20 protein-coding genes are annotated in these 17,602 nt (G+C 64.7%); 8 read left to right on the top strand and 12 right to left on the bottom strand.

The features are described 5' to 3' along the window. Nucleotides 1–20 precede the first annotated feature (20 nt). From LRC39_RS15315 to LRC39_RS15300, 4 genes are all read right to left on the bottom strand, one after another. A complete protein-coding gene (locus LRC39_RS15315; RefSeq protein WP_346294859.1) occupies nucleotides 21–758 on the bottom strand; it encodes an HAD family hydrolase in 738 nt (245 codons plus the stop codon). 60 nt (nucleotides 759–818) lie between these two features. Continuing rightward, the gene (locus LRC39_RS15310) at nucleotides 819–1,634 is read right to left on the bottom strand and encodes a DUF6671 family protein (protein WP_346294858.1); all 816 of its coding nucleotides are present in this window, start codon (nucleotides 1,632–1,634) and stop codon (nucleotides 819–821) included. 83 nt (nucleotides 1,635–1,717) lie between these two features. Then, a complete protein-coding gene (locus LRC39_RS15305) occupies nucleotides 1,718–4,147 on the bottom strand; it encodes a YbcC family protein (protein ID WP_346294857.1) in 2,430 nt (809 codons plus the stop codon). Nucleotides 4,148–4,168: 21 nt separating this feature from the next. Next, nucleotides 4,169–5,740: a proton-conducting transporter membrane subunit gene (locus LRC39_RS15300; protein ID WP_346294856.1), complete on the bottom strand. Its 1,572-nt coding sequence runs from the start codon at nucleotides 5,738–5,740 to the stop codon at nucleotides 4,169–4,171. Between the two features lie 110 nt (nucleotides 5,741–5,850). Here LRC39_RS15300 and LRC39_RS15295 point away from each other — a divergent pair, with 110 nt between their 5' ends. From LRC39_RS15295 to LRC39_RS15285, 3 genes are all read left to right on the top strand, one after another. Continuing rightward, nucleotides 5,851–6,729 carry a LysR family transcriptional regulator gene (locus LRC39_RS15295; RefSeq protein WP_264073697.1) on the top strand — a complete coding sequence of 293 codons (879 nt, stop codon included), beginning with the start codon at nucleotides 5,851–5,853 and terminating at the stop codon, nucleotides 6,727–6,729. A gap of 112 nt (nucleotides 6,730–6,841) precedes the next feature. Continuing rightward, nucleotides 6,842–7,489, top strand: a complete 648-nt coding sequence (locus LRC39_RS15290) for a trimeric intracellular cation channel family protein (RefSeq protein WP_107355952.1) — start codon at nucleotides 6,842–6,844, stop codon at nucleotides 7,487–7,489. Nucleotides 7,490–7,619: 130 nt separating this feature from the next. Further along, entirely contained in the window at nucleotides 7,620–8,183 is a 564-nt protein-coding gene (locus LRC39_RS15285) for a DUF4142 domain-containing protein (protein ID WP_346294855.1), read from the top strand. A 275-nt stretch (nucleotides 8,184–8,458) separates the two neighbouring features. On the opposite strand, the gene LRC39_RS15280 is transcribed toward LRC39_RS15285, so the two are convergent. Together LRC39_RS15280 and LRC39_RS15275 are read right to left on the bottom strand one after the other, a co-directional pair. After that, nucleotides 8,459–9,439, bottom strand: coding sequence for an NADPH:quinone oxidoreductase family protein (locus LRC39_RS15280; RefSeq protein WP_346294854.1), 981 nt, complete (start codon nucleotides 9,437–9,439; stop codon nucleotides 8,459–8,461). 63 nt (nucleotides 9,440–9,502) lie between these two features. Next, nucleotides 9,503–10,048, bottom strand: a complete 546-nt coding sequence (locus LRC39_RS15275) for a GNAT family N-acetyltransferase (protein ID WP_346294853.1) — start codon at nucleotides 10,046–10,048, stop codon at nucleotides 9,503–9,505. A 222-nt stretch (nucleotides 10,049–10,270) separates the two neighbouring features. Here LRC39_RS15275 and LRC39_RS15270 point away from each other — a divergent pair, with 222 nt between their 5' ends. Next, entirely contained in the window at nucleotides 10,271–10,618 is a 348-nt protein-coding gene (locus tag LRC39_RS15270) for a 5-carboxymethyl-2-hydroxymuconate Delta-isomerase (RefSeq protein ID WP_346294852.1), read from the top strand. Nucleotides 10,619–10,636: 18 nt separating this feature from the next. On the opposite strand, the gene LRC39_RS15265 is transcribed toward LRC39_RS15270, so the two are convergent. Continuing rightward, entirely contained in the window at nucleotides 10,637–11,323 is a 687-nt protein-coding gene (locus LRC39_RS15265; protein ID WP_346294851.1) for an oxidoreductase, read from the bottom strand. Nucleotides 11,324–11,564: 241 nt separating this feature from the next. On the opposite strand from LRC39_RS15265, the gene LRC39_RS15260 reads away from it, so the two are divergent. The 4 genes from LRC39_RS15260 to LRC39_RS15245 all read left to right on the top strand — a co-directional run bounded on the left by LRC39_RS15260 (nucleotide 11,565) and on the right by LRC39_RS15245 (nucleotide 14,350). Beyond that, a complete protein-coding gene (locus LRC39_RS15260) occupies nucleotides 11,565–12,716 on the top strand; it encodes a GGDEF domain-containing protein (protein ID WP_346294850.1) in 1,152 nt (383 codons plus the stop codon). A gap of 164 nt (nucleotides 12,717–12,880) precedes the next feature. After that, a complete protein-coding gene (locus LRC39_RS15255) occupies nucleotides 12,881–13,333 on the top strand; it encodes a hypothetical protein (protein WP_271100117.1) in 453 nt (150 codons plus the stop codon). A 526-nt stretch (nucleotides 13,334–13,859) separates the two neighbouring features. Further along, nucleotides 13,860–14,057, top strand: coding sequence for a type II toxin-antitoxin system HicA family toxin (locus LRC39_RS15250; RefSeq protein WP_346294849.1), 198 nt, complete (start codon nucleotides 13,860–13,862; stop codon nucleotides 14,055–14,057). After that, nucleotides 14,054–14,350, top strand: coding sequence for a type II toxin-antitoxin system HicB family antitoxin (locus LRC39_RS15245; RefSeq protein ID WP_264073689.1), 297 nt, complete (start codon nucleotides 14,054–14,056; stop codon nucleotides 14,348–14,350). The genes LRC39_RS15250 and LRC39_RS15245 overlap by 4 nt, the downstream gene beginning before the upstream one ends. A gap of 106 nt (nucleotides 14,351–14,456) precedes the next feature. Here the strand turns inward: LRC39_RS15245 and LRC39_RS15240 are convergent, their stop codons facing one another. The 5 genes from LRC39_RS15240 to LRC39_RS15220 all read right to left on the bottom strand — a co-directional run bounded on the left by LRC39_RS15240 (nucleotide 14,457) and on the right by LRC39_RS15220 (nucleotide 17,228). Beyond that, a complete protein-coding gene (locus tag LRC39_RS15240; RefSeq protein WP_346294848.1) occupies nucleotides 14,457–14,936 on the bottom strand; it encodes a hypothetical protein in 480 nt (159 codons plus the stop codon). Nucleotides 14,937–15,135: 199 nt separating this feature from the next. After that, nucleotides 15,136–15,384, bottom strand: coding sequence for a DUF2442 domain-containing protein (locus LRC39_RS15235; RefSeq protein WP_346294847.1), 249 nt, complete (start codon nucleotides 15,382–15,384; stop codon nucleotides 15,136–15,138). Further along, complete coding sequence (locus LRC39_RS15230) at nucleotides 15,365–15,610, bottom strand: DUF4160 domain-containing protein (RefSeq protein ID WP_346294846.1); 246 nt, start codon at nucleotides 15,608–15,610, stop codon at nucleotides 15,365–15,367. Before LRC39_RS15230 ends, LRC39_RS15235 begins: the two co-directional genes overlap by 20 nt. 67 nt (nucleotides 15,611–15,677) lie before the next feature. Then, on the bottom strand, nucleotides 15,678–16,667 hold the full coding sequence (locus LRC39_RS15225) for a hypothetical protein (protein ID WP_346294845.1): 990 nt from the start codon (nucleotides 16,665–16,667) through the stop codon (nucleotides 15,678–15,680). Between the two features lie 261 nt (nucleotides 16,668–16,928). Then, the gene (locus LRC39_RS15220; RefSeq protein ID WP_346294844.1) at nucleotides 16,929–17,228 is read right to left on the bottom strand and encodes a hypothetical protein; all 300 of its coding nucleotides are present in this window, start codon (nucleotides 17,226–17,228) and stop codon (nucleotides 16,929–16,931) included. Nucleotides 17,229–17,602 lie beyond the last annotated feature (374 nt).

Raw genomic sequence — 17,602 nt, 5'->3', positions numbered from 1 at the left:
GGCCGTTCAGGTCTGCGTGCTTACGCCAGCCAACGCTCCAGTCCGGCGATCGTCACCATCGTCTCCGTCTCGCCCTTTCCGGCCAAGTGACGATAAGGAGCCCCGGCGTCACCAAGGTCGCTCAGCACAGCCAGCGCGTCGCTGAACGCTTCGTGCTCGGTGTAGAGGCTCGGCGTGACCACGGTCGGAATCCCGGCAGCCCGCGCTGCCGCAAGGCCGTTACAAGAATCCTCGATCGCGAGGCAACGCTCTGCGGGAACACCGAGCTGGTTGAGCACGTAGTGGTACACGTCGGGTGCCGGCTTTTTCGCAGCCACGATGTCGCCGGCCCCGATCGCCGCAAATGCGTCGATTGCGTCGCTGCCAAGTGTTGCCTTCAGCAGGCTTGCAACGTTTGGCAGGCCGGTCGTGGTGGCAATCGCGAGCTTGATCCCGGATCGCTGAGCTTCCCGCAGCAGGCGGACCACTCCTGGCCGCAATCCAATCGTGCCATCAGCCACCATCGCGGCATAGCAATCGGTCTTGGCTGCGTGCAAGGCCGCCACGGAGACGCTGGTCGTATAGGTAGGGGCATAGTTCGCGATGAAATGGGCGAGCCGCTCCTTGCCGCCGGTGACCGTCAGCAGATCGCGATACAATTCGCGATCCCAATGCCAAGGAAGCCCGGTTTCCTCGAACGCGCGGTTGAAGGCCTGGCGGTGGAGTTCCTCGGTTTCCGACAACGTCCCGTCGACGTCGAAGATCAATGCATCCGGCATCTTGTCCTCCTGTTCATTTGGCCGCTACCGAGACGGAGATAGCTGCACAGCTCGTTCGGTTCACGGGTTGCATTCCGGGCACTGCGCCGGATCGGCATCTGCGCGTCCGTCGCTACGCGGCCTGAGTTCGCGGTGATCACAATTGGTGCAGCCGAAGATGCGATGACGCACCAGAAGGCTTGGCGCGCCGCAGGCCGAGCAGGGCAGGCCGGTCTCGACGCCGATTTGGCCATAACCCGGCAGGCCGCAGGCGGGGCAACCGGTTGCCAGCCGGCTACACAGCTTTGTGGCGAGACGCCCGATCGTCGCCATCCGCGTCGGGTTCATGTGTGCTCTCATGTCGGTCTGGATCAGCGCCTGACCGTCGCGCGAGCTTGCCGCACAGAGCGCGATCACCTCTGCGAGCGTCGCGGTCGTCCGAACGCCCTTGTGGATCGCCGCGTCACCATCGGCGGGAGCGTTGGCGCGAACGACTACGGCATGGTTCGGAAAATCGATCTGACGGAGAAAGCCGCTGATCACGCCTACGTTGCTGGCGATGGCATGGCCGAATACCGGTGCATCATCGATCAGATGCTCAGTGACGACGATACCGCGCTCGTCGTCGAGCAGCACCATCAGTTCAATGCCTCCGGCGACAAATGGGATCTGCGGGTGCGGCCCGTAGCTTCCTTCGCTGGCGATGGCGATTGGAAGCCCGGTGGCAACGATTCCCAGCCGCGCTTTGGCGATCGCGGCATCGCGAATGGTGCCGAGGCGCGGCACCTCTCCGGTGAAGGTGCCGAGCGTGTCGGTATCAATGCCCGGCGCGACCTCGACTGACAGACCAAGCCGATCACGAAAGACCGGCATGATGACGGTCTGTTTGCCGTGCATGGTCGCAAGCGTGGCGCGCCGGCCCGCATAAGGGCCGGAGCAGATCGCTCCGGTCGCTGCACGTTGCACCCGCGGCTGCGGTTTCATAGGAGGACCGCCGCGGTTTGGGTTGTATCCGCGGGCACCGCGATGGCGTTCCAGCGGCCATCGCCGACGTAGCGCCAGTGCATCCGACCACTCTCGTCGAGCGCGAACAGATGCATCCAGCCGTTGTCGAACAGTGCGCGCACGTCCGGGTGGCGATCGAGGATGGTGCTAATCGCCTCGTGTGGAGCTTCGATCAGCACCGAGAGCCGGAGCGGCTGGTGGACGAGGCGATCGCCATCATGCACCGATTGCCACGGCAGGCCTGCGCGCAGCAGGCCGCCATTGCCTTCGACGACGCCGATCCCGCCGGTGACGTTGTGCAGCAGCTTGTTGCCGGCGCCGAATGTTTCCGGCGCGACGGTCGAGCCGTAGTACTGCAGGCTGATCCAGCTTGCGACCACCACCGGCGCGGTGAGTATCAGTTCGAGCACCGAGAAATCGGTATCCTTGCGCCAGTCATAGTCGTGCAGGAACGCTTGCCCCTGAAGGTCACGACCACTGGTGTGAGACCGGGGCGCGGCGATGAAGGCCCGGCAGCCGGCGAGCGCCCATTCGGGGCGGACCTCGGCCCAATCGCGCGCGCGCCGTGCAATCCCGCCGCCCGTCGCCGCCCGGGGCAGCCGCAACGCCCGCTCGCTCCGCGTCAACGCCCCGGCGGCGGCGAGCCACGCCCGCGTCTGCGCGAGGTCCGCAGCGTGCGCCGGCGAGGGATGGTCGGCATCATACAGCGTCACTGCGTCCGTGGTGGTGTCATGCAGTGCGCCGACGAACAGCGTGTCGGCCGGGATCGCGATGTCGCGACCGACCAGCGCCGTACGGACCTCCGGATCGTTGAGCAGTCCGGCGAGCAGCCGCGCGTTGACGTCGCCGGGGAAGCCGCCGCATGCACCACAATGCAGCGCACTGGCGTGCGGATTGTTGACGACGCTGGCACCATGCCCGGCGATCAGCACCAGCGGCGCGAACGGACCGGTGAGCGACATCGCCTTCAAAACTGCTTCGGCCGTATCGACACGAGCGCCGAGAGCGAGCGGCGGATCAAACTGCGGTGCCGGATCAGAGCTGGTCTTGTGCCCACCGGCCCTCAGGCCATCGCTGAATAGCTTGGCGACATAGACCGGTCCCATCGACTCGACGAAAGCGAAGGACGAGATCGCTGCCAGCTTGAAGCGGCCCCAGGCGCGCTTCGCCCGTGCGGCGACACGCTTCGCGCGGTCGTTCGCCTCGTGTGCGTGCGCATGTCCGTCACAGCTGGTGGTGACACGCGGCGGCAACAGCACCGGCAGGCGGGCTTCGACGACGTCGGACGCGAACCGCCGATGCGCAATCGGAAGGCCGAAGAAGCCGCCGAAGCCGAGCGTGTGGATCCGCGGATTGAGGCTTTCCAGTGCGCGCCGGAACGGCTCGGAGCGCACGTCGATGCAGAACGCCATCTGCAGCGTCGGACGATCATCCGGCCTCGGCTGTATTGAGGTCGACAACACGGTTTGAAGCTTCCGCTGCGCGGCGCGTTCGACCGCATCCTGCAGGATGGCGTTGATGTGATCGTCTTCGGTCGGCTGCAGCGGCTCTGCGTAGGCGTCGATCGCGTTGGCCCAATCTGCCGCGATCTGGGGCTGATACTTGCGCAGCAGGGCCGACTCCCACACTGCGCAGATGGCGATGAGATCGGTCACCGCGGTATCGGTGCTCCCCGATAGCTCTGCCTGCCATAGCCGGTAGCGCGCCAGCTGAGCCCAGCCGCCGAGGCCGACCAGCAGGCGATGGAAGTAGCTTTCCGACGCAGCCTCGCTCAGGCCAAGCTGCTCAACGGCGCGGATCAGCGCCGCATCCGCCGATTCCGGAGCAGCGGCAACATTCGCCGCAAAGCCGGTGAGGCCGAAGATCTCCGGTGTGAGATCGTGGGTCGCGGTCAGCCGCCAGGCCGCATATGCGTTAGGTCTCTTCGGAGCGGCCCACAGCGCCTGGCCGCGATCGAAGTAACCGCTCGCCCAGGCGCTGATGCGCTCGGCGACCAAGCCGGTCCAATCGAAGCCCGAGACAGCGCTCGCAAGCTCGGCGACGGTCGGCAGCGCCTGCGGCGGCGCGATGTCGATCTGCGCGGCCCGCTTCAGATCGGCGATCGTCGGCGGACGTGAGGTCGGCGGTGCGGCGTCAAGCGCAGCGGCAAGGTCGACGTCGCTGATCTCGCCGGAGGCGATCCGCTCGGCGTACCAGGGGCGCGGCATCATCACGGCGGCGCCGGCGACGCGGTGGAGCCGGGCTGCCGCCATGGCCAACGGCTCACCGGTCTGGCCGAGGAATGGGTTGACCGCGACGCTCGACTCCAGTGGCCACAGCGGCGGGATGGCTCGGGCGGCGCGCCCGGCCGCCTCGTGCACGGCGGTGAGGTTGAACTGCGGGACGGGGGGCTTGGTCATCAGCATGGTTGGGCTCCCTTAGCCGGATCACGAGGTGGTGCGGGCGGACCAGCCGCTCAGCAGGCGATCGAGGGCGGCGTTGATGTAGAGGCCGTTCGACAGATGGACGCGCAGGCCCGCAGTCGCAGGGTGCGAGGTCCACAGCGGAAACAGCGCCTGGGCGATGGCAATGCCGCCGAAGCTCAGCACCGCCAGCGATATCAGGGTCCATTCCAGCCGGCCGGGCGCGAGCGGCGGCGGCAGCGTGCCGGCGGTCAGCCATTCGGCGGCTGTCTGGAGCGCGAAGTAACCGGCGGCGGTTGCGGCGGAGTAGATCGCGGTGCGGCGGGTCAGCAACCGCGGCGCGGCGTCAGCCAGGCCCTGGGCGAGCAGATAGGCGACGCCGAACACCAGGATGGCGCCGAGCGCGAGCGACTGCGGCGGCTTGTGATCGAACCCGAAGACCAAGCCGAAGCCGGTGCCGATCGCCACGTAGATCCCCAGGGCCGCCAGAAAGGCCCGCCCCACGGCCTGGCCGCTCGGCACCGCGATCGGACCGGGGCGCCGGATCGCGACGATCTGTTCGACCGCGCCGCCGGAGGCGAGGAAGGCGTGCGCCTTGTACAGCGAGTGGGCGACGATGTGCAGCAGTGCCAGCGGAAACAGCGCCAGCCCGCATTCCAGCATCATGAAGCCCATCTGCGCCACGGTGGACCACGCCAGCGAGGTCTTCACCGCCGGCTGGGTCAGCATCACCAGTGCGCCGAACAGCGCGGTGAAGCCGCCGACCATCGCCAGCACCGCAAGCACGCCGGGCACTGTCATGATCAGATCGGCGAAGCGGATCAGCAGGAAGCCGCCGGCATTGATCACGCCGGCATGCAGCAGTGCCGACACCGGCGTCGGCGCTTCCATCACTTCGGTGAGCCAGCCATGGGTCGGGAATTGCGCCGACTTCAGCAGCGCTGCGACAGCCAGTAAGCCGGCAGCGATCATCGCGGCGGCGGGCGCATCGCCGGTGCGTGCGGCGGCGTTGATGGTGGCAATGTCCGTGGAGTGATATGCGGTCGCCAGCAGCGCCACGCCACCCAGCATCGCGGCTGCACCGACGCTGGCGAACACCCGCTTCTTACGCGCGGCCCGCTGCGCGGTGGCGCGGTTCGGATAGAACAGCAGCAGCCGGTGCAGACACTCGCTGGTGGCGATCCAGCATGCCGCGAGCTGCACCAGGTTGCCTGATTGCACCAGCAGCAGCACCGCGGCGATCGCCGTGCACAGCCAGCCGAGAAACGCACCCTGCTGTGCCTCGCCGTCGAGATACGTCCGCGCGTAGCGCACCACGATCCAGCCGACGAACCCGACCAGGAGCAGCATGGTGGCACTGACGGCATCAATCCGTGCCGACAGGCCGACGCCGGCAAGGCCGATCAGCGGGCTCGTTGCTGGACCGACCATGATCAGCACCGCGAGCGCACCGGCGGCGATGACGAAAGCCAGCAGTGCCGCGGCCTCGGCCATCGCCGGCACCAGCGGCGGACGCCGCCCTGGACGCGCGAAGGCGAACGCGGCGGCGATCAGCAGGGGCAGCGGTGCGGCGAGCGGCAGCAGATCAAGGGGCACGAGGCTATTCTCCGGATGCGGGCGATGAAGAGTTTCGCCGCCGGGATAGACCCGCCGCCGGATCAAAGAAAATTCATTGTTTTCGGTCTGACGTTCGCTAAAATCGAACGATGAACGGGCTCAACTACAACCATCTGCGGTACTTCTGGGCGGTCGCGCATGACGGCAATCTGACCCGCACGGCGCAGCGGCTGAACCTGACGCAGTCGGCGCTGTCGGTGCAGATCCGCAAGCTCGAGGAGCGGATCGGCCACGCGCTGTTCGAGCGCCGCGGCCGGCAATTGCATCTCACCGAAGCCGGCCGCATCACGCTCGATCATGCCGACGCGATTTTCGCGACCGGCGAGGAACTGATCGATACGTTGCGCAACACCGGGGTGGCGCGACAGGCGTTGCGGGTGGGCGCACTGGCGACGCTGTCGCGCAATTTCCAGATGGCGTTTCTGCGCCCGGTGCTCGGCCGGCCCGACGTCGAACTGATCCTGCGCTCGGGAAGTGCGGCGGAGCTGTTGCAGCTGCTCGGGGCGCTGAGCCTCGACGTGGTGCTGATCAACCACGCCCCGGCGCGCGACAGCGTCAACCGGCTGGTGGTGCACCGGCTCGCCGAGCGCTCGGTCAGCCTGATCGGCACCCGCGCCCGGCTGCGGCGGAAGGGCAGTCTCGAAGACCGGCTGCGCAGCCATCCGGTGATCGTGCCGACCGCGGGCAGCAGCATCCGGATGGGCTTCGACGCGCTGGTGGCGCGGCTCGGCATCCGGCCGCAGATCGCCGCCGAGGTCGAGGACATGGCGATGATGCGGCTGCTGGCGCGGGAAGATCTCGGCCTCGCGGTGCTGCCGCCGATCGTGGTCAAGGATGAGCTCGACGACGGCCGGCTGATCGAAGCCGAGCAACTGTCCGGCATCGTCGAGACCTTCTACGCGGTGACGATCGAGCGGCGCTTTCCCAATCCGGTGCTGACGAAGCTGCTGCGGGCGAAGAAGATCTAGCGGTGGGAAGCGAGGCGTACCCAATGCACTCGGCGCGCGAGGTGGTGTAGCTTCGGCGAAGTCGGCGCGGCGTAGCCTGCGCGGTCTAAAGAAGGCGGCAGGTCTCGACATCATGGACAAGTTTCCGGTTCTGCTCGATCTGGCTGGGACCTTCGTGTTCGCGCTGAGCGGCGCGGTGGCCGGAGCGCGGCGGCGGCTCGATCTGTTCGGCGTGCTGGTGCTGGCGTTCGCGGCCGGCAATGCCGGCGGCATCACCCGCGACGTGCTGATCGGCGCGGTGCCGCCGGTCGCGGTGCAGGACTGGCGCTATCTCGGGGTGTCGCTGCTCGCCGGCCTTGTCACCTTCTATCTGGTGCCGGTGATCGTGCGGATCAGCAGCGCGATCCTGATGTTCGATGCCGCAGGGCTGGCGCTGTTCGCTGTCACCGGCGCCACCAAGGCGCTGGCGCACGGGCTCAGCCCGGTGACGGCAATCGCGCTCGGCGTGGTCACCGGGATCGGCGGCGGCATGGTACGCGACATGCTGCTAGCGGAAATCCCGACCGTGCTGCGAGCCGAGCTGTATGCGGTGGCGGCGGCGATCGCCGCGGCGATCATCGTGCTCGGCCAGATGCTGCATTGGCCCGATGGGCCGGTCACCACCGCGGCGCTGCTGGCGTGCTTTGCGCTGCGCGTCGCCGCGATCCGCCGCGGCTGGCGGTTGCCGGTGGCGAAGATCGAGGAGCCGGCGCCGAGTGACAAGCCGGGGCAGGGCGATTAGCGGGCGGTGATCCCGCGCCGATGTCGCAGCCAGGAACGGAGCGTTCGCGGTCGAGTTGCATCGATCAACAGGCCCGCGCCGGTAAGTTCCGGGCGCGGCTTCCGACACGCGGACATCAGGAGACACCGATATGAAGGGCGCCATCGTTCTGTTGAGCGGCATGCTGCTCGCCACTCCCGCCGCCGCGCAATCGGCCGCGCAGGCGCCCGGCGCGCCGCCGGTCGCGATGAGCTCGACCACGGCGGGCTTCATCCAGCAGGTCGCGATCTCGGATCTGTTCGAGACCGCCTCGGCGCGGCTGGCGCTCGCCCGCGGCACCGATGCGCAGAAGCAGTTCGCCAATCAGATGCTGCAGGACCACGGCAAGACCTCGGCCGACGTCCGCCGCCTGATTGCCCAGCGCGGGCTCAAGGTCGACGTCCCGAGCCAGCTCGATCCGCCGCATCAGGCGCTGCTCGACAAGCTCAACGCCACCGAGGGCGACGCCTTCGCCGCGACCTATGCCGAGCAGCAGGTGCAGGCGCATCAGCAGGCGGTGACGCTGTTCCGCGGCTATGCGGGCAATGGCGACTTCCCCGAGCTGAAGCAATGGGCCGCGCAGACGCTGCCGGTGCTCGAGCATCATTTGCAAATGGCGCAGCAGCTCGGCAGCGGCAACGCCGCGACGGTCGGCACCTCGCCGGCGGCGAAGTAAGCGCTGCGACGTGCGATCATGAGCGTTGGTATCACGTCATTGCCGGGCCTCGACCCGGCAATCCATCTTCTGTGAAAAGTTCATGCGTGCTAACGCACGCGATGGATGCGCGGGTCAAGCCCGCGCATGACGTTGGTCCGCGTGGAGAGGCTTTACGACGGCGCATGCTCGAAAGTTCGTCATTGCGAGGAGCGTAGCGACGAAGCAATCCATCTGCTGCAAGAGGCTGGATTGCTTCGCTTCGCTCGCAATGACGGTGGAGGCAACGCCCCGCGTTACGGCGCGATCCGGATGACCACCTTGCCGAACGCGTCGCGGCCGGCGAGGGTGGTGAAGGCGGCGCGGAAATCTTCCAGCGCGAAGGCCGAGACGATCGCCGGCTTCAGTGCGCCGCTGGCGAGCAGGCGCGACAGCTCCGTGGTGCAGCGCGCCAGCACGTCCGGCTCGCGCCGCGGCAATTGAGCGAGGTCGACGCCGAGCAGGCTGCCGCCTTTGAGCAGCGGCAGGTTGAACGGCAGCGCCGGGATGCTGCCGGCCGCGAACCCGACGACGATGTGCCGGCCGTTCCAGGCGATCGAGCGAAACGCCTCGACCGCGACCGGCCCGCCGATCGGATCGAAGATCACGTCGGCGCCGTGACCGCCGGTCAGCGTCTTGAAGGTGTCGCGCCAGTCTGGCTTTGTGTAGTCGATCACCGCATCGGCGCCGAGTTTCAGCGCGAAGTCGCGCTTCTGCGCGGTGGATGCTCCGGCGATGACACGGGCGCCGAGCAGTTTGCCGATCTGGATCGCCGCGGTGCCGACGCCGCCGGCGGCGCCGAGCACCAGCAGGATCTCGTCCCGCTGCAGCTTGGCGCGCTCGGCCAGCGCGTAATACGCGGTGAGGTAGTTGGCCCGGAACGAGGCGCCTTCTTCCGGCGAGACGCCGTCCGGCAGCGGCACGACCGCTTCGGCCGGCACCACGATGTATTCGGCGAGCGCACCGGAGCGCGCCATCCCCATCACCATCTGGCCGGGCGCGAGGTTGGCGACGCCGTCGCCGACCGCGTCGATCACGCCGGCGAATTCCGTGCCGGGAATGAACGGCAGCGGATCCTTGGTCTGATAGCGGCCCTGCACTTTGAGGCCGTCGACGAAGCCGATGCCGACCGCCTGCACCCGGACCCGCACCGATCCCGGTGTCACCGCCGGCCGCGCGATCTGTTTCAACGCGACCTGGTCGATCGCGGCATAGTCTTCGACGACGACGGCTTTCATCAGGGGCTCGGGCGCTGGCAAGGGCGATGGTCCTTTTTCGTGAGAGGAAAAATAGGCGGGCTTTCAGCAGATCTTTTCGAACCGGAAGAAGCCGCCGTCGGGCGGCAGGCCGTCCGGTTCGGCTTGATGTTCGAGCTCGTGCTCGTGCGGATCGGGGTGACGGTCGTTGTAGTACTCGACGATCTTGAAGCCGCATTTGTTGACGTAGAAGCGGATATTGCGGCGTTCGAAATACGGCGTGTGGGTCTGCCACACCTTGGTCTCCGGATAGCGCTGTTCGATCGCCCGCCACGCGGCGGTGCCGAGGCCGCGGCCGTGCGCCGACGTGGCGATGAAGAACAGGTCGAGCGAATTGTGCTGGGTCGCGGCGTCGATCCGCACCACCACGCCGCCGACGCGTTCGCCGTTCGCGACGATGTGCAGCACCTCGGCGCCCGGCGCATCGAACGATCGCTGGATGTCGCTGTCGGCAGGAATGCGCTCGCCCGGAATCGAGCCGAACTCTTCGACCACGGCCACCGCGAACGCGTCCTGCAGCTCGCGCATGAAGACGGGGAGATCCTGTTTCGCTGCGGGGTGAAGCGTGACGTGCTGGTCGGGGCGGTTCAAGCTCGAGAGCTCCTGTTGGGCTCGGTCGGCAGAGAGGCCGAGCTGGCTGCGTTGACTAGCAGCCTTCGTCCGCGATGGTGGCACCGAGATGGCGCGGGCTCGATCGCATCTGCGCATACAGCCAAGAGCGGCGCGGCGCTTGCGTTGATCCGCCGCGGGCTTGACCGCGCCGGCGCCAGCGCCAATGAAGGTACGGTGGTCACGGCGCATGAGGGAAGGGCGATGCCGCATCTGGTGATGGACTATTCCGGCGACGATCTCGGCCGCGACCGGATCGCGCCGCTGCTGGCGCAGCTCGCGGTCGCCGCGGCGGCGACCGGTGTGATGCAGGCGGCCGACATCAAGGTGCGGGCGCGCGGCTTCGACGACTATCTGGTGGCCGGCAAGCGCGACAGCTTCGTGCATCTTGCCGTGTTCATGCTGGCGGGCCGCACGCCGGAGCAGAAGGTCGCGCTCAGCGTCGCACTGCGCCAGACCCTGGTCGCGCATTGCCCGGACATCACCAGCCTCAGCGTCGACATCCGCGACATGGACCCGGAGGCCTACAAGAAGCGGCTGAAGCAGGCGTAGGGCGTTGGGTCGCGGCCTCTAGCGGCGAAGCAGCGCCATCATCTCGCGCCAATGATAGATCTGCAGCCTCGGCGCAGCGGTCCGTGCCGCCGCGATCATCGCCAGCGCCACGTCGCCGGCGTCGATGCCGCGATAGCGATCGGCGGCGCCGCGCAGCAGCGGGTTGATGATGTGTGCGAGCGCGATGAACAGCCGCTCCACCGGGCGGTGCTCGGCGCGCTCGCCCATCAGCATCGACGGGCGGAAGATCGCGGTGCGCGGAAAATCCAGCGCGATGATGTCGCGCTCGGCCTCGCCCTTGGTGCGGAGATAGAACGAGCGTGAGGCGGCGTCGGCGCCGACCGCGGTGACCAGAAACACCGCCTGCGCACCGGCCTCGCGCGCGATCCGCGCCGCCGCGACTGGATAGTCATGATCGATCTTGTAGTACGCAGCTTCGTCCGGCGTCTGCTTGCGCGTGGTGCCGAGCGCGATGAACACCTCGTCGGCTTTCAGCTGTGCGGCCAGCGCCGGCAGGCGGTCGAGGTCGCCGATCAGCGCCGTCAGCTTCGGATCGCTGAAGGTCAGCGGCCGCCGCACCACCGCGATCACCCGCGCGTAGTCGGTGCCGTCCAGCAGCCCGCGGAGGAGCTGCGAACCGATCAACCCGGTCGCGCCGAACACCAGCGCGGTTTTCGAAGCGTAGCTGTCGCCGGATGTGGTCATGGCCGGCAGGATGGCACAGGCGCGTGGCGGACCGCAACGCCAAGCCGCACAGCATCGGCGGCGACGGCCAAGGTGTCTCAGAAACCTTCACCAGCAGCTTCCGGGACGCGTGGCAAAACGCTGCGCGGATCGGCCGGAAGCGCTGTCACTTGGCTAAAATTGAATCGAGTGCGTGGTGGATTTAGACAGCCGATGGAGGCACAACACGCGGGCTTGAGCTGGTGAGGTCGCGACGTTCGAAATGCCGGGTTCCGTTGTCAGAGTCACGCTGTCCCTGATCGGGCCAGGCATCATCGGCGTATTCGGCTTCGCGTTTCTCGCGGCCTGGAGCTACGACCGGCGGCGGCCTTATCTCGCTCTTCTGGCGGCAGCGTGTGCGCTGTTCGCTCTCGGAGCGACGAGCCAGATTCTGTACTGGCCGCGTGACACGGGCCTCAACGCGATGGTGTCGGGCGCGCTCTACACCTGCGCCGTGATCGCGGCGGTCGAAGGCGTGCTGATCCGCTCGGGCAGGGCGTTCGGCTGGTGGATCGATGTCGCGATCTTCGCCGCGTTTTCGCTGGCGCTGTATTACTTCTTCTACGTCGATCGCAGTCTCTTGGCGCGCATCTACGTGCAGAACTTCGGCTACGGACTGCTGCTGTGCGTCGCCGCGCTGCGGCTTGCGCAGCTCAGACACGGCCGCGTGGTCGACCGCATCCTGTTCTGGACGCTGCTGCTGTTCGGGCTGCACTTCTTTCCCCGCACCGTCTTCACGGTCGGCGTGTCGCCGCCGTCGGGTGGACCACTCGCGTTCGCCGACTCGGTGTTCTGGCAGACGCTGCAATTGTCGCTCGCGGTGCTGGGCGCGGCCTTGGCGATGGCCATCCTGGCTGCGGCGGTGTCCGACCTGATCGACGATCTGCGCCGCGAACGCGACCTCGACCATCTCACCGGGCTGCTCAACCGCCGCGGCTTCGAGGCGGAGATCGCGGCGCCGATGCGCCGCGCGCCCGAAGGGGCGTCGCTGATTTTGTGCGACGTCGACCATTTCAAATCGATCAACGACACCTTCGGTCATGACGTCGGCGACGTCGTGCTGCAGGAGATTGGGACGATCCTGCGCAGAACCGCCCGCAAGGGCGATCTCGTCGGCCGCTGGGGCGGCGAGGAGTTCGCGGTGTTCCTGCCGGACGCCTCGCTGTCCGACGCCGCCGAGTGCGCCGAACGGCTTCGCCAGACCATCGCCAACAGCCGCATTCCCGGTCTGGACACGCGGCCGGTGACGGCGAGCTTCGGCGTGGCGACGATCCGCGAGGCCGGCGACTGGGCGGCGCTGTACAAGCTGGCGGACAGTCGGCTGTATTTGGCGAAGGCAGCGGGCCGGGACCGCACCGTCGATCGCGGGATCTAGTCGTCGCGTAGCCCGGATGAGCGAAGCGACATCCGGGAGCAGCATCTCGGCGGTGCAAAGAGTCCAGGGTATCGCTGCGCTCACCCGGGCTACGCCTGCTACGCTTCTATGCGAGCGCGAAATTGGTTAGTGTATTATTGGCGTACAGATTATTGGCGGTAGATATGGATAAAGGTGAAATCGCATTTTGGATGAGCGCCGTTCTTGCAGCCATAAAGCTCTACGAGTTTGTAAGCGACAGGTGGACAACAGTTACGGTTGATTCGTCATTCGTTGGGTTGGAAGAGATTGGAAATACGCTCACCGTTCTTAACAAATCGAAGCATCCGCTGACCGTCAGTTACTATGAGCTGGTCTGGGTGGAGCGCCGGAAATGGCTCGGGATAAATCTGCCGTTCACGCGGAAGGAGGTCAGTTCGGACTCGCCTGAGGACCCCGCAACTGGTTGTGATATCCACCTCAAGCCGCACGAGCCATACCCATTGGTGTTCTGTGACGAATACTATTTCGATTGGGGCGCCTCGAATCCTTACGATATCTATCTCAAAGTGTGGTTCGTCGGCAGAAAGAAGCCAAAGTGGTTTTGGGTAACGGGGCCCAGAAAGTATAGAGGGTAGTAGCAAAGTAGGGGGGGCGGCGAAGCGTATTGCACCCTCGCGTCATAGGTGGCGGATTACGCTGCACCAAACAGCCCTCCGCACTTCACCGTCCCTGGCCGGCGGCAGTCCACTCGGCGCGCGGCTAGTCCCTGATCCCGGATGAGCGAAGCGACATCCGGGATCAGCGTCTCTGCGGCACGAAGAGTCCCGGATATCGCTGCGCTCATCCGGGCTACGCTTGGTTAGTTTTTGACGCAGGCGGCGTTGAACCGCTCCACGATCGGCTTCAGTCCCTTGGCGGACCATTTGTCCGTCAGACCGCCCGAGACGCGGATCGGCTGTCCCGCTGTCAGTCCCGTAGCCCGGATGAGCGAAGCGACATCCGGGAGCAGCGTTTCTGCGGCACGAAACAGTCCCGGGTATCGCTGCGCTCACCCGGCCTACGCGTGCCAGGCCTGCGACCTTGCTACGTCCTTTGTCGCGTTGCGTGAAGCGGGAAAGACCCTAGGCTCGCTGCTTTCATTAACTCGTTGCTCGCCCCACTATGTCAAAAGACTCCCGCGACCTGATCCAGGAACTGCAGGCAGATGGCTGGCGGTTCGTCGGCGCCACCGGCAGTCACCACCACTTCAAGCATCCTGTGAAAGCTGGTAAAGTGACCGTTCCGCATCCGAAGAAGGACTTGCATCCGAAGGTCGTGCGGTCGGTCTATCGGCAGGCGGGTCTGAAGGAGGTCCGATGAGCGCATCATCCGGGTATCTGGCGCTGGTCTACAAGGACAGCGACACCTCCTATGGCGTCGCCTTTCCCGATGTGCCCGGCTGCATCTCGGCCGGCGACACCTTCGAGCACGCGATTGACAACGCCGCCGAAGCGCTCGGTGGTCATCTTGCATTGCTGCGTGCCGACGGCGATCCGATCCCGCAGCCACGCAGCATCGAGCAGCTGCGCGACGACCCGGAGTTTGTCGCGGATGCCGCCGATGCGGTCGTGGCCTTCGTCCGCCCGCAGGCGGAGCGAGCGGCGGCGGAGTGACGAGCCGCATAGTCCGTAGCCCGGATGAGCGAAGCGATATCCGGGGCCAGCATCTCGGCGCACGAAGACTCCCGGGTGTCGCTGCGCTCACCCGGGCTACGCTTGGTTAGTGCTTGACGCAGGCCGCGCTGAACCGCTCCACGATTGGCTTCAGTCCCTTGACGGACCATTGGTCCTTCAGACCGCCCGAGACGCGGATCGGCTGTCCCGCTGTCAGGACGCCGATCAACGGTTTGGTCTCGCCGGGAGCAAGATCCGCTCTCAACTCAAAGGCTCCCGTCATTTCGAAATTCTTGCTGCGCACCGACTTGCCGTTCAGCGTGACGGATTGCGTGCCGCTGGTCAGCGTGACGCTCAGCGGCTCGCTTTTGCCTTTGCCGAGGCTCGTGTATCCGCCCAGTCCGATCTGCACCGCGCCGCCCTTCAGGCAGGTCAAGCGCAACACATCGTCGGCTTCTTCCTCACCGGCGGGCATGCCGAGCACTTCGGCGGGCTGCTTGGTGGACGTCCACCGCACCTCCGCCGCTTGGGCCGCCGAGCCAAACGACAGAGCCAGCACCAACGTGCCGGCGAATGAAAGACGCATGACCTATCTCCCAAGCTGCGCCGCTCGTTCCGCGACGCCGGAGCGGGCGCAGGCGCGACGGCGTTCTGCCGAACGCCAGCCGCACCGGCGCGAGCAAAGCTCATGGTGAGACGCGCTGGTGGGGAAGATGGTTCACGGCCCTACGAGCTAGGCACGGAGAGTCCCGGGGGGGCGCTGGGATCAGCTCGGGCTACGCCTGCTACGCAGCCGTTTCCGATGTTTGCGTCACGTCGCTACGGCCAGCCAGCAGGCCGGCCACCGAAATGTCCTCGTCGAGCGCTTCCCAATGCAATCCGACGCGGCTCAATTCCACCTGTGCGCGCTCCGCTGGCGACGCTCGCAACAGGCGTGGAAACCAAGCCAGCGGCACGCCGAGGGTGCGGCCATCCGACAACTCGACCCACATCGTGTGATCGTCAAAGCGGACGCTAGTGGCCGAAATGGTCATACCATGCCCTCAGGATCAGGTCGCGGTTCTCAGCGACGGCCAACATTATAGCGGAAAGCTCGCGCCGATTGAACCCGTAGGCGTCGGCGATCGCGATCTCCGGAACCAGCCAGATCTTGGCATCCTTTCCGCCGCCCTTGACATGAATATGCGCCGGCTCAGGCGGCAGCCCCTCGTTGGAGAAGAAGTAGTATCTCAACCCGTCGCGACGGAAAACGACCGGCATGGGGAGTCTCCGAAGAGGTCGCCCGTATGTCCCGCGAGAACGGCGGATTACGCTGCGCTAATCCGCCCTACGGGCTACGCTTGCTGGTGCGTGAATCAAATGACGCCTTACTAGCTGCTTTGATTTGCTGAATCAGCCCCGCAAAACCAGAAAGACTTGTTACGAAAAACTGAGTACTCAAGGCGCGGGCCTCAAACCGATTGGCAGTCGATAGATTCTCAATAAAGACAGCCGGATTTGTCAAGTTGTCTAATGGGATTTCCGCTGCAAGAAGCCGCTCCCTTATGTCTTGGCTTAGTTCGCGTAAGTGTTCCTTGCTGTCCGAAAAAGTCGATCGAAAATGGTCTTCGTAATCTGGGCCGTAGTCCGAGAATAGTATGACTGAATCCGGTGATGAGCTGACGCTCTCGATTGAGTCTGCCTCCATTATCTTCTGTATGTTAATGTCACTGTGAAGCATACGAATAGGCGCGTTTGTGACCAAGATTTTTGCGAAAAAGATGGGTCTTGCTGCGTCATCAGGGTGTAGGGACATATTGAATGATAGTGCGTGTCTCAGTAATGCTGGTGTGGCGTATCTAAGTTGCTGTATTCCGTGAAGAAGTTCTTGATTGAATGCGCCGTCGTTACTTAACTCGATCCCTTTGTAGGCAAACCGAAAAGTAGCCTCTAGATCTGTAAGTGGCTTTTCTCCAAGCTCGTACGGCGTAAATTGATCTAGCGCGTTCACTGTGTCGCCTAGCGTGATTGGCGAAAATTCTCTGTTGGGCTCTTCAATAAATACGAACAGCTTTCCGGGAGATCTGTACTTGCATTCGACCAGAAGTCGAACTTCGAATTCAAGTCCGCTTGATTCGTCTGAGAACCAAGTTGCTGATATGTCGACCGAGCACTCCTTTGTTCCGGCGGAGTCGCGTCTGAGATAACTGAAGTCTGCGTCAACGGCCATGTCTTGGTTGGCAAGAAGCGAGGCTACTTCGTATTCAAGTAGCAAGCCCGATTTCAGGAGGTGTTCTTTCCATGTTTTTCGTGGCTTCGAGTCGGAGGTTGCGATCATGGCATGTCCAAGTGAGACGTGGCTGCGTTGCTTTGAAAGGAGTTGGCTGTTGCTCTCGGCGAATAATTCGGAGTACGCTTCGTTAGTCCGACCGAGATCACGGGGTGGTGCGCTGACGATTGCGTGGACATATCTCAAATAAATATTCCCGTAGCCCGGATGAGCGAAGCGACATCCGGGGTGGGCAGCATCTCGGCGGTGTGAAGAGTCCCGGGTATCGCTGCGCTCACTCGGGCTACGCTTGCTTCGAAAAATAGGTCGTCAGAATTCTCTGCCGTTCTCAAGGTCTTTAATTAATTGCTCTACGCTGGGTCGATTTGCGAGTAATTCGGCGGACCTTCGTTCTGATTTGGCCGACTCTTCGGCCAGTGTGTTGCGAACCTCAAGCTGCCCAAGGTGTCGGCCACGGGCGAATTCGTTGCCCAGCGAGCTATTAGTCGTCGGATTGAGATTGACGACGCAAAATGCGATGGCGCTTCCAATGCAACCGATCAGTAATGCGAGCGTCGAAATCGCACGGGCGTTCGCCTCAGCGCCAAACCACTGGAATAAAGCTCTCATCATTATCCCCAGTTGTGTGAAACCCCATTTGAGGCACAGATTGTATCGCTATCAATAGGTGGTTCGTGATTTGTTCTGTAATGTGAAGGGCGGCGAGTAATCGCCGCCCTTCAACTGTTGAGGTAGCCAAAGGATGCCGCAGAGCACCTGTAAGTAGTTGAAAATGTTAGGTGCGAATCTCGAAAGTGCCGCAGTGCAAGCCAAATGCTCGCATTGGAATGCCGCAGTGTAGCTACTCATAGAATGCCTCAGCTGCGGCAAACTATGCATGATCGGTCTTCCAGGCGATGGCTCATTCGTTGTCGGACGGAAAGTGATGAGCAACGTGAAGGTGTCGCCGGAATCAAAAAGCCCCTCGCTTCCGACTTCCGGAG

The organism is Rhodopseudomonas sp. P1 (genome assembly GCF_039642825.1).
Lineage (GTDB): Bacteria > Pseudomonadota > Alphaproteobacteria > Rhizobiales > Xanthobacteraceae > Rhodopseudomonas > Rhodopseudomonas palustris_H.
The sequence above is the reverse complement of the archived record's forward strand: the minus strand, read 5'-3'. Positions and strand labels throughout refer to the sequence as shown.

Bases quoted from the DNA above. Each gene is read 5' to 3' on its own strand.
- LRC39_RS15315 (WP_346294859.1), bottom strand. From the start codon at position 758: ATGCCGGATGCATTGATCTTCGACGTCGACGGGACGTTGTCGGAAACC.
- LRC39_RS15310 (WP_346294858.1), bottom strand. From the start codon at position 1,634: ATGCACGGCAAACAGACCGTCATCATGCCGGTCTTTCGTGATCGGCTT.
- LRC39_RS15305 (WP_346294857.1), bottom strand. From the start codon at position 4,147: ATGCTGATGACCAAGCCCCCCGTCCCGCAGTTCAACCTCACCGCCGTG.
- LRC39_RS15295 (WP_264073697.1), top strand. From the start codon at position 5,851: ATGAACGGGCTCAACTACAACCATCTGCGGTACTTCTGGGCGGTCGCG.
- LRC39_RS15290 (WP_107355952.1), top strand. From the start codon at position 6,842: ATGGACAAGTTTCCGGTTCTGCTCGATCTGGCTGGGACCTTCGTGTTC.
- LRC39_RS15285 (WP_346294855.1), top strand. From the start codon at position 7,620: ATGAAGGGCGCCATCGTTCTGTTGAGCGGCATGCTGCTCGCCACTCCC.
- LRC39_RS15280 (WP_346294854.1), bottom strand. From the start codon at position 9,439: ATGAAAGCCGTCGTCGTCGAAGACTATGCCGCGATCGACCAGGTCGCG.
- LRC39_RS15270 (WP_346294852.1), top strand. From the start codon at position 10,271: ATGCCGCATCTGGTGATGGACTATTCCGGCGACGATCTCGGCCGCGAC.
- LRC39_RS15265 (WP_346294851.1), bottom strand. From the start codon at position 11,323: ATGACCACATCCGGCGACAGCTACGCTTCGAAAACCGCGCTGGTGTTC.
- LRC39_RS15260 (WP_346294850.1), top strand. From the start codon at position 11,565: ATGCCGGGTTCCGTTGTCAGAGTCACGCTGTCCCTGATCGGGCCAGGC.
- LRC39_RS15255 (WP_271100117.1), top strand. From the start codon at position 12,881: ATGGATAAAGGTGAAATCGCATTTTGGATGAGCGCCGTTCTTGCAGCC.
- LRC39_RS15250 (WP_346294849.1), top strand. From the start codon at position 13,860: ATGTCAAAAGACTCCCGCGACCTGATCCAGGAACTGCAGGCAGATGGC.
- LRC39_RS15245 (WP_264073689.1), top strand. From the start codon at position 14,054: ATGAGCGCATCATCCGGGTATCTGGCGCTGGTCTACAAGGACAGCGAC.
- LRC39_RS15240 (WP_346294848.1), bottom strand. From the start codon at position 14,936: ATGCGTCTTTCATTCGCCGGCACGTTGGTGCTGGCTCTGTCGTTTGGC.
- LRC39_RS15235 (WP_346294847.1), bottom strand. From the start codon at position 15,384: ATGACCATTTCGGCCACTAGCGTCCGCTTTGACGATCACACGATGTGG.
- LRC39_RS15230 (WP_346294846.1), bottom strand. From the start codon at position 15,610: ATGCCGGTCGTTTTCCGTCGCGACGGGTTGAGATACTACTTCTTCTCC.
- LRC39_RS15225 (WP_346294845.1), bottom strand. From the start codon at position 16,667: ATGATCGCAACCTCCGACTCGAAGCCACGAAAAACATGGAAAGAACAC.
- LRC39_RS15220 (WP_346294844.1), bottom strand. From the start codon at position 17,228: ATGAGAGCTTTATTCCAGTGGTTTGGCGCTGAGGCGAACGCCCGTGCG.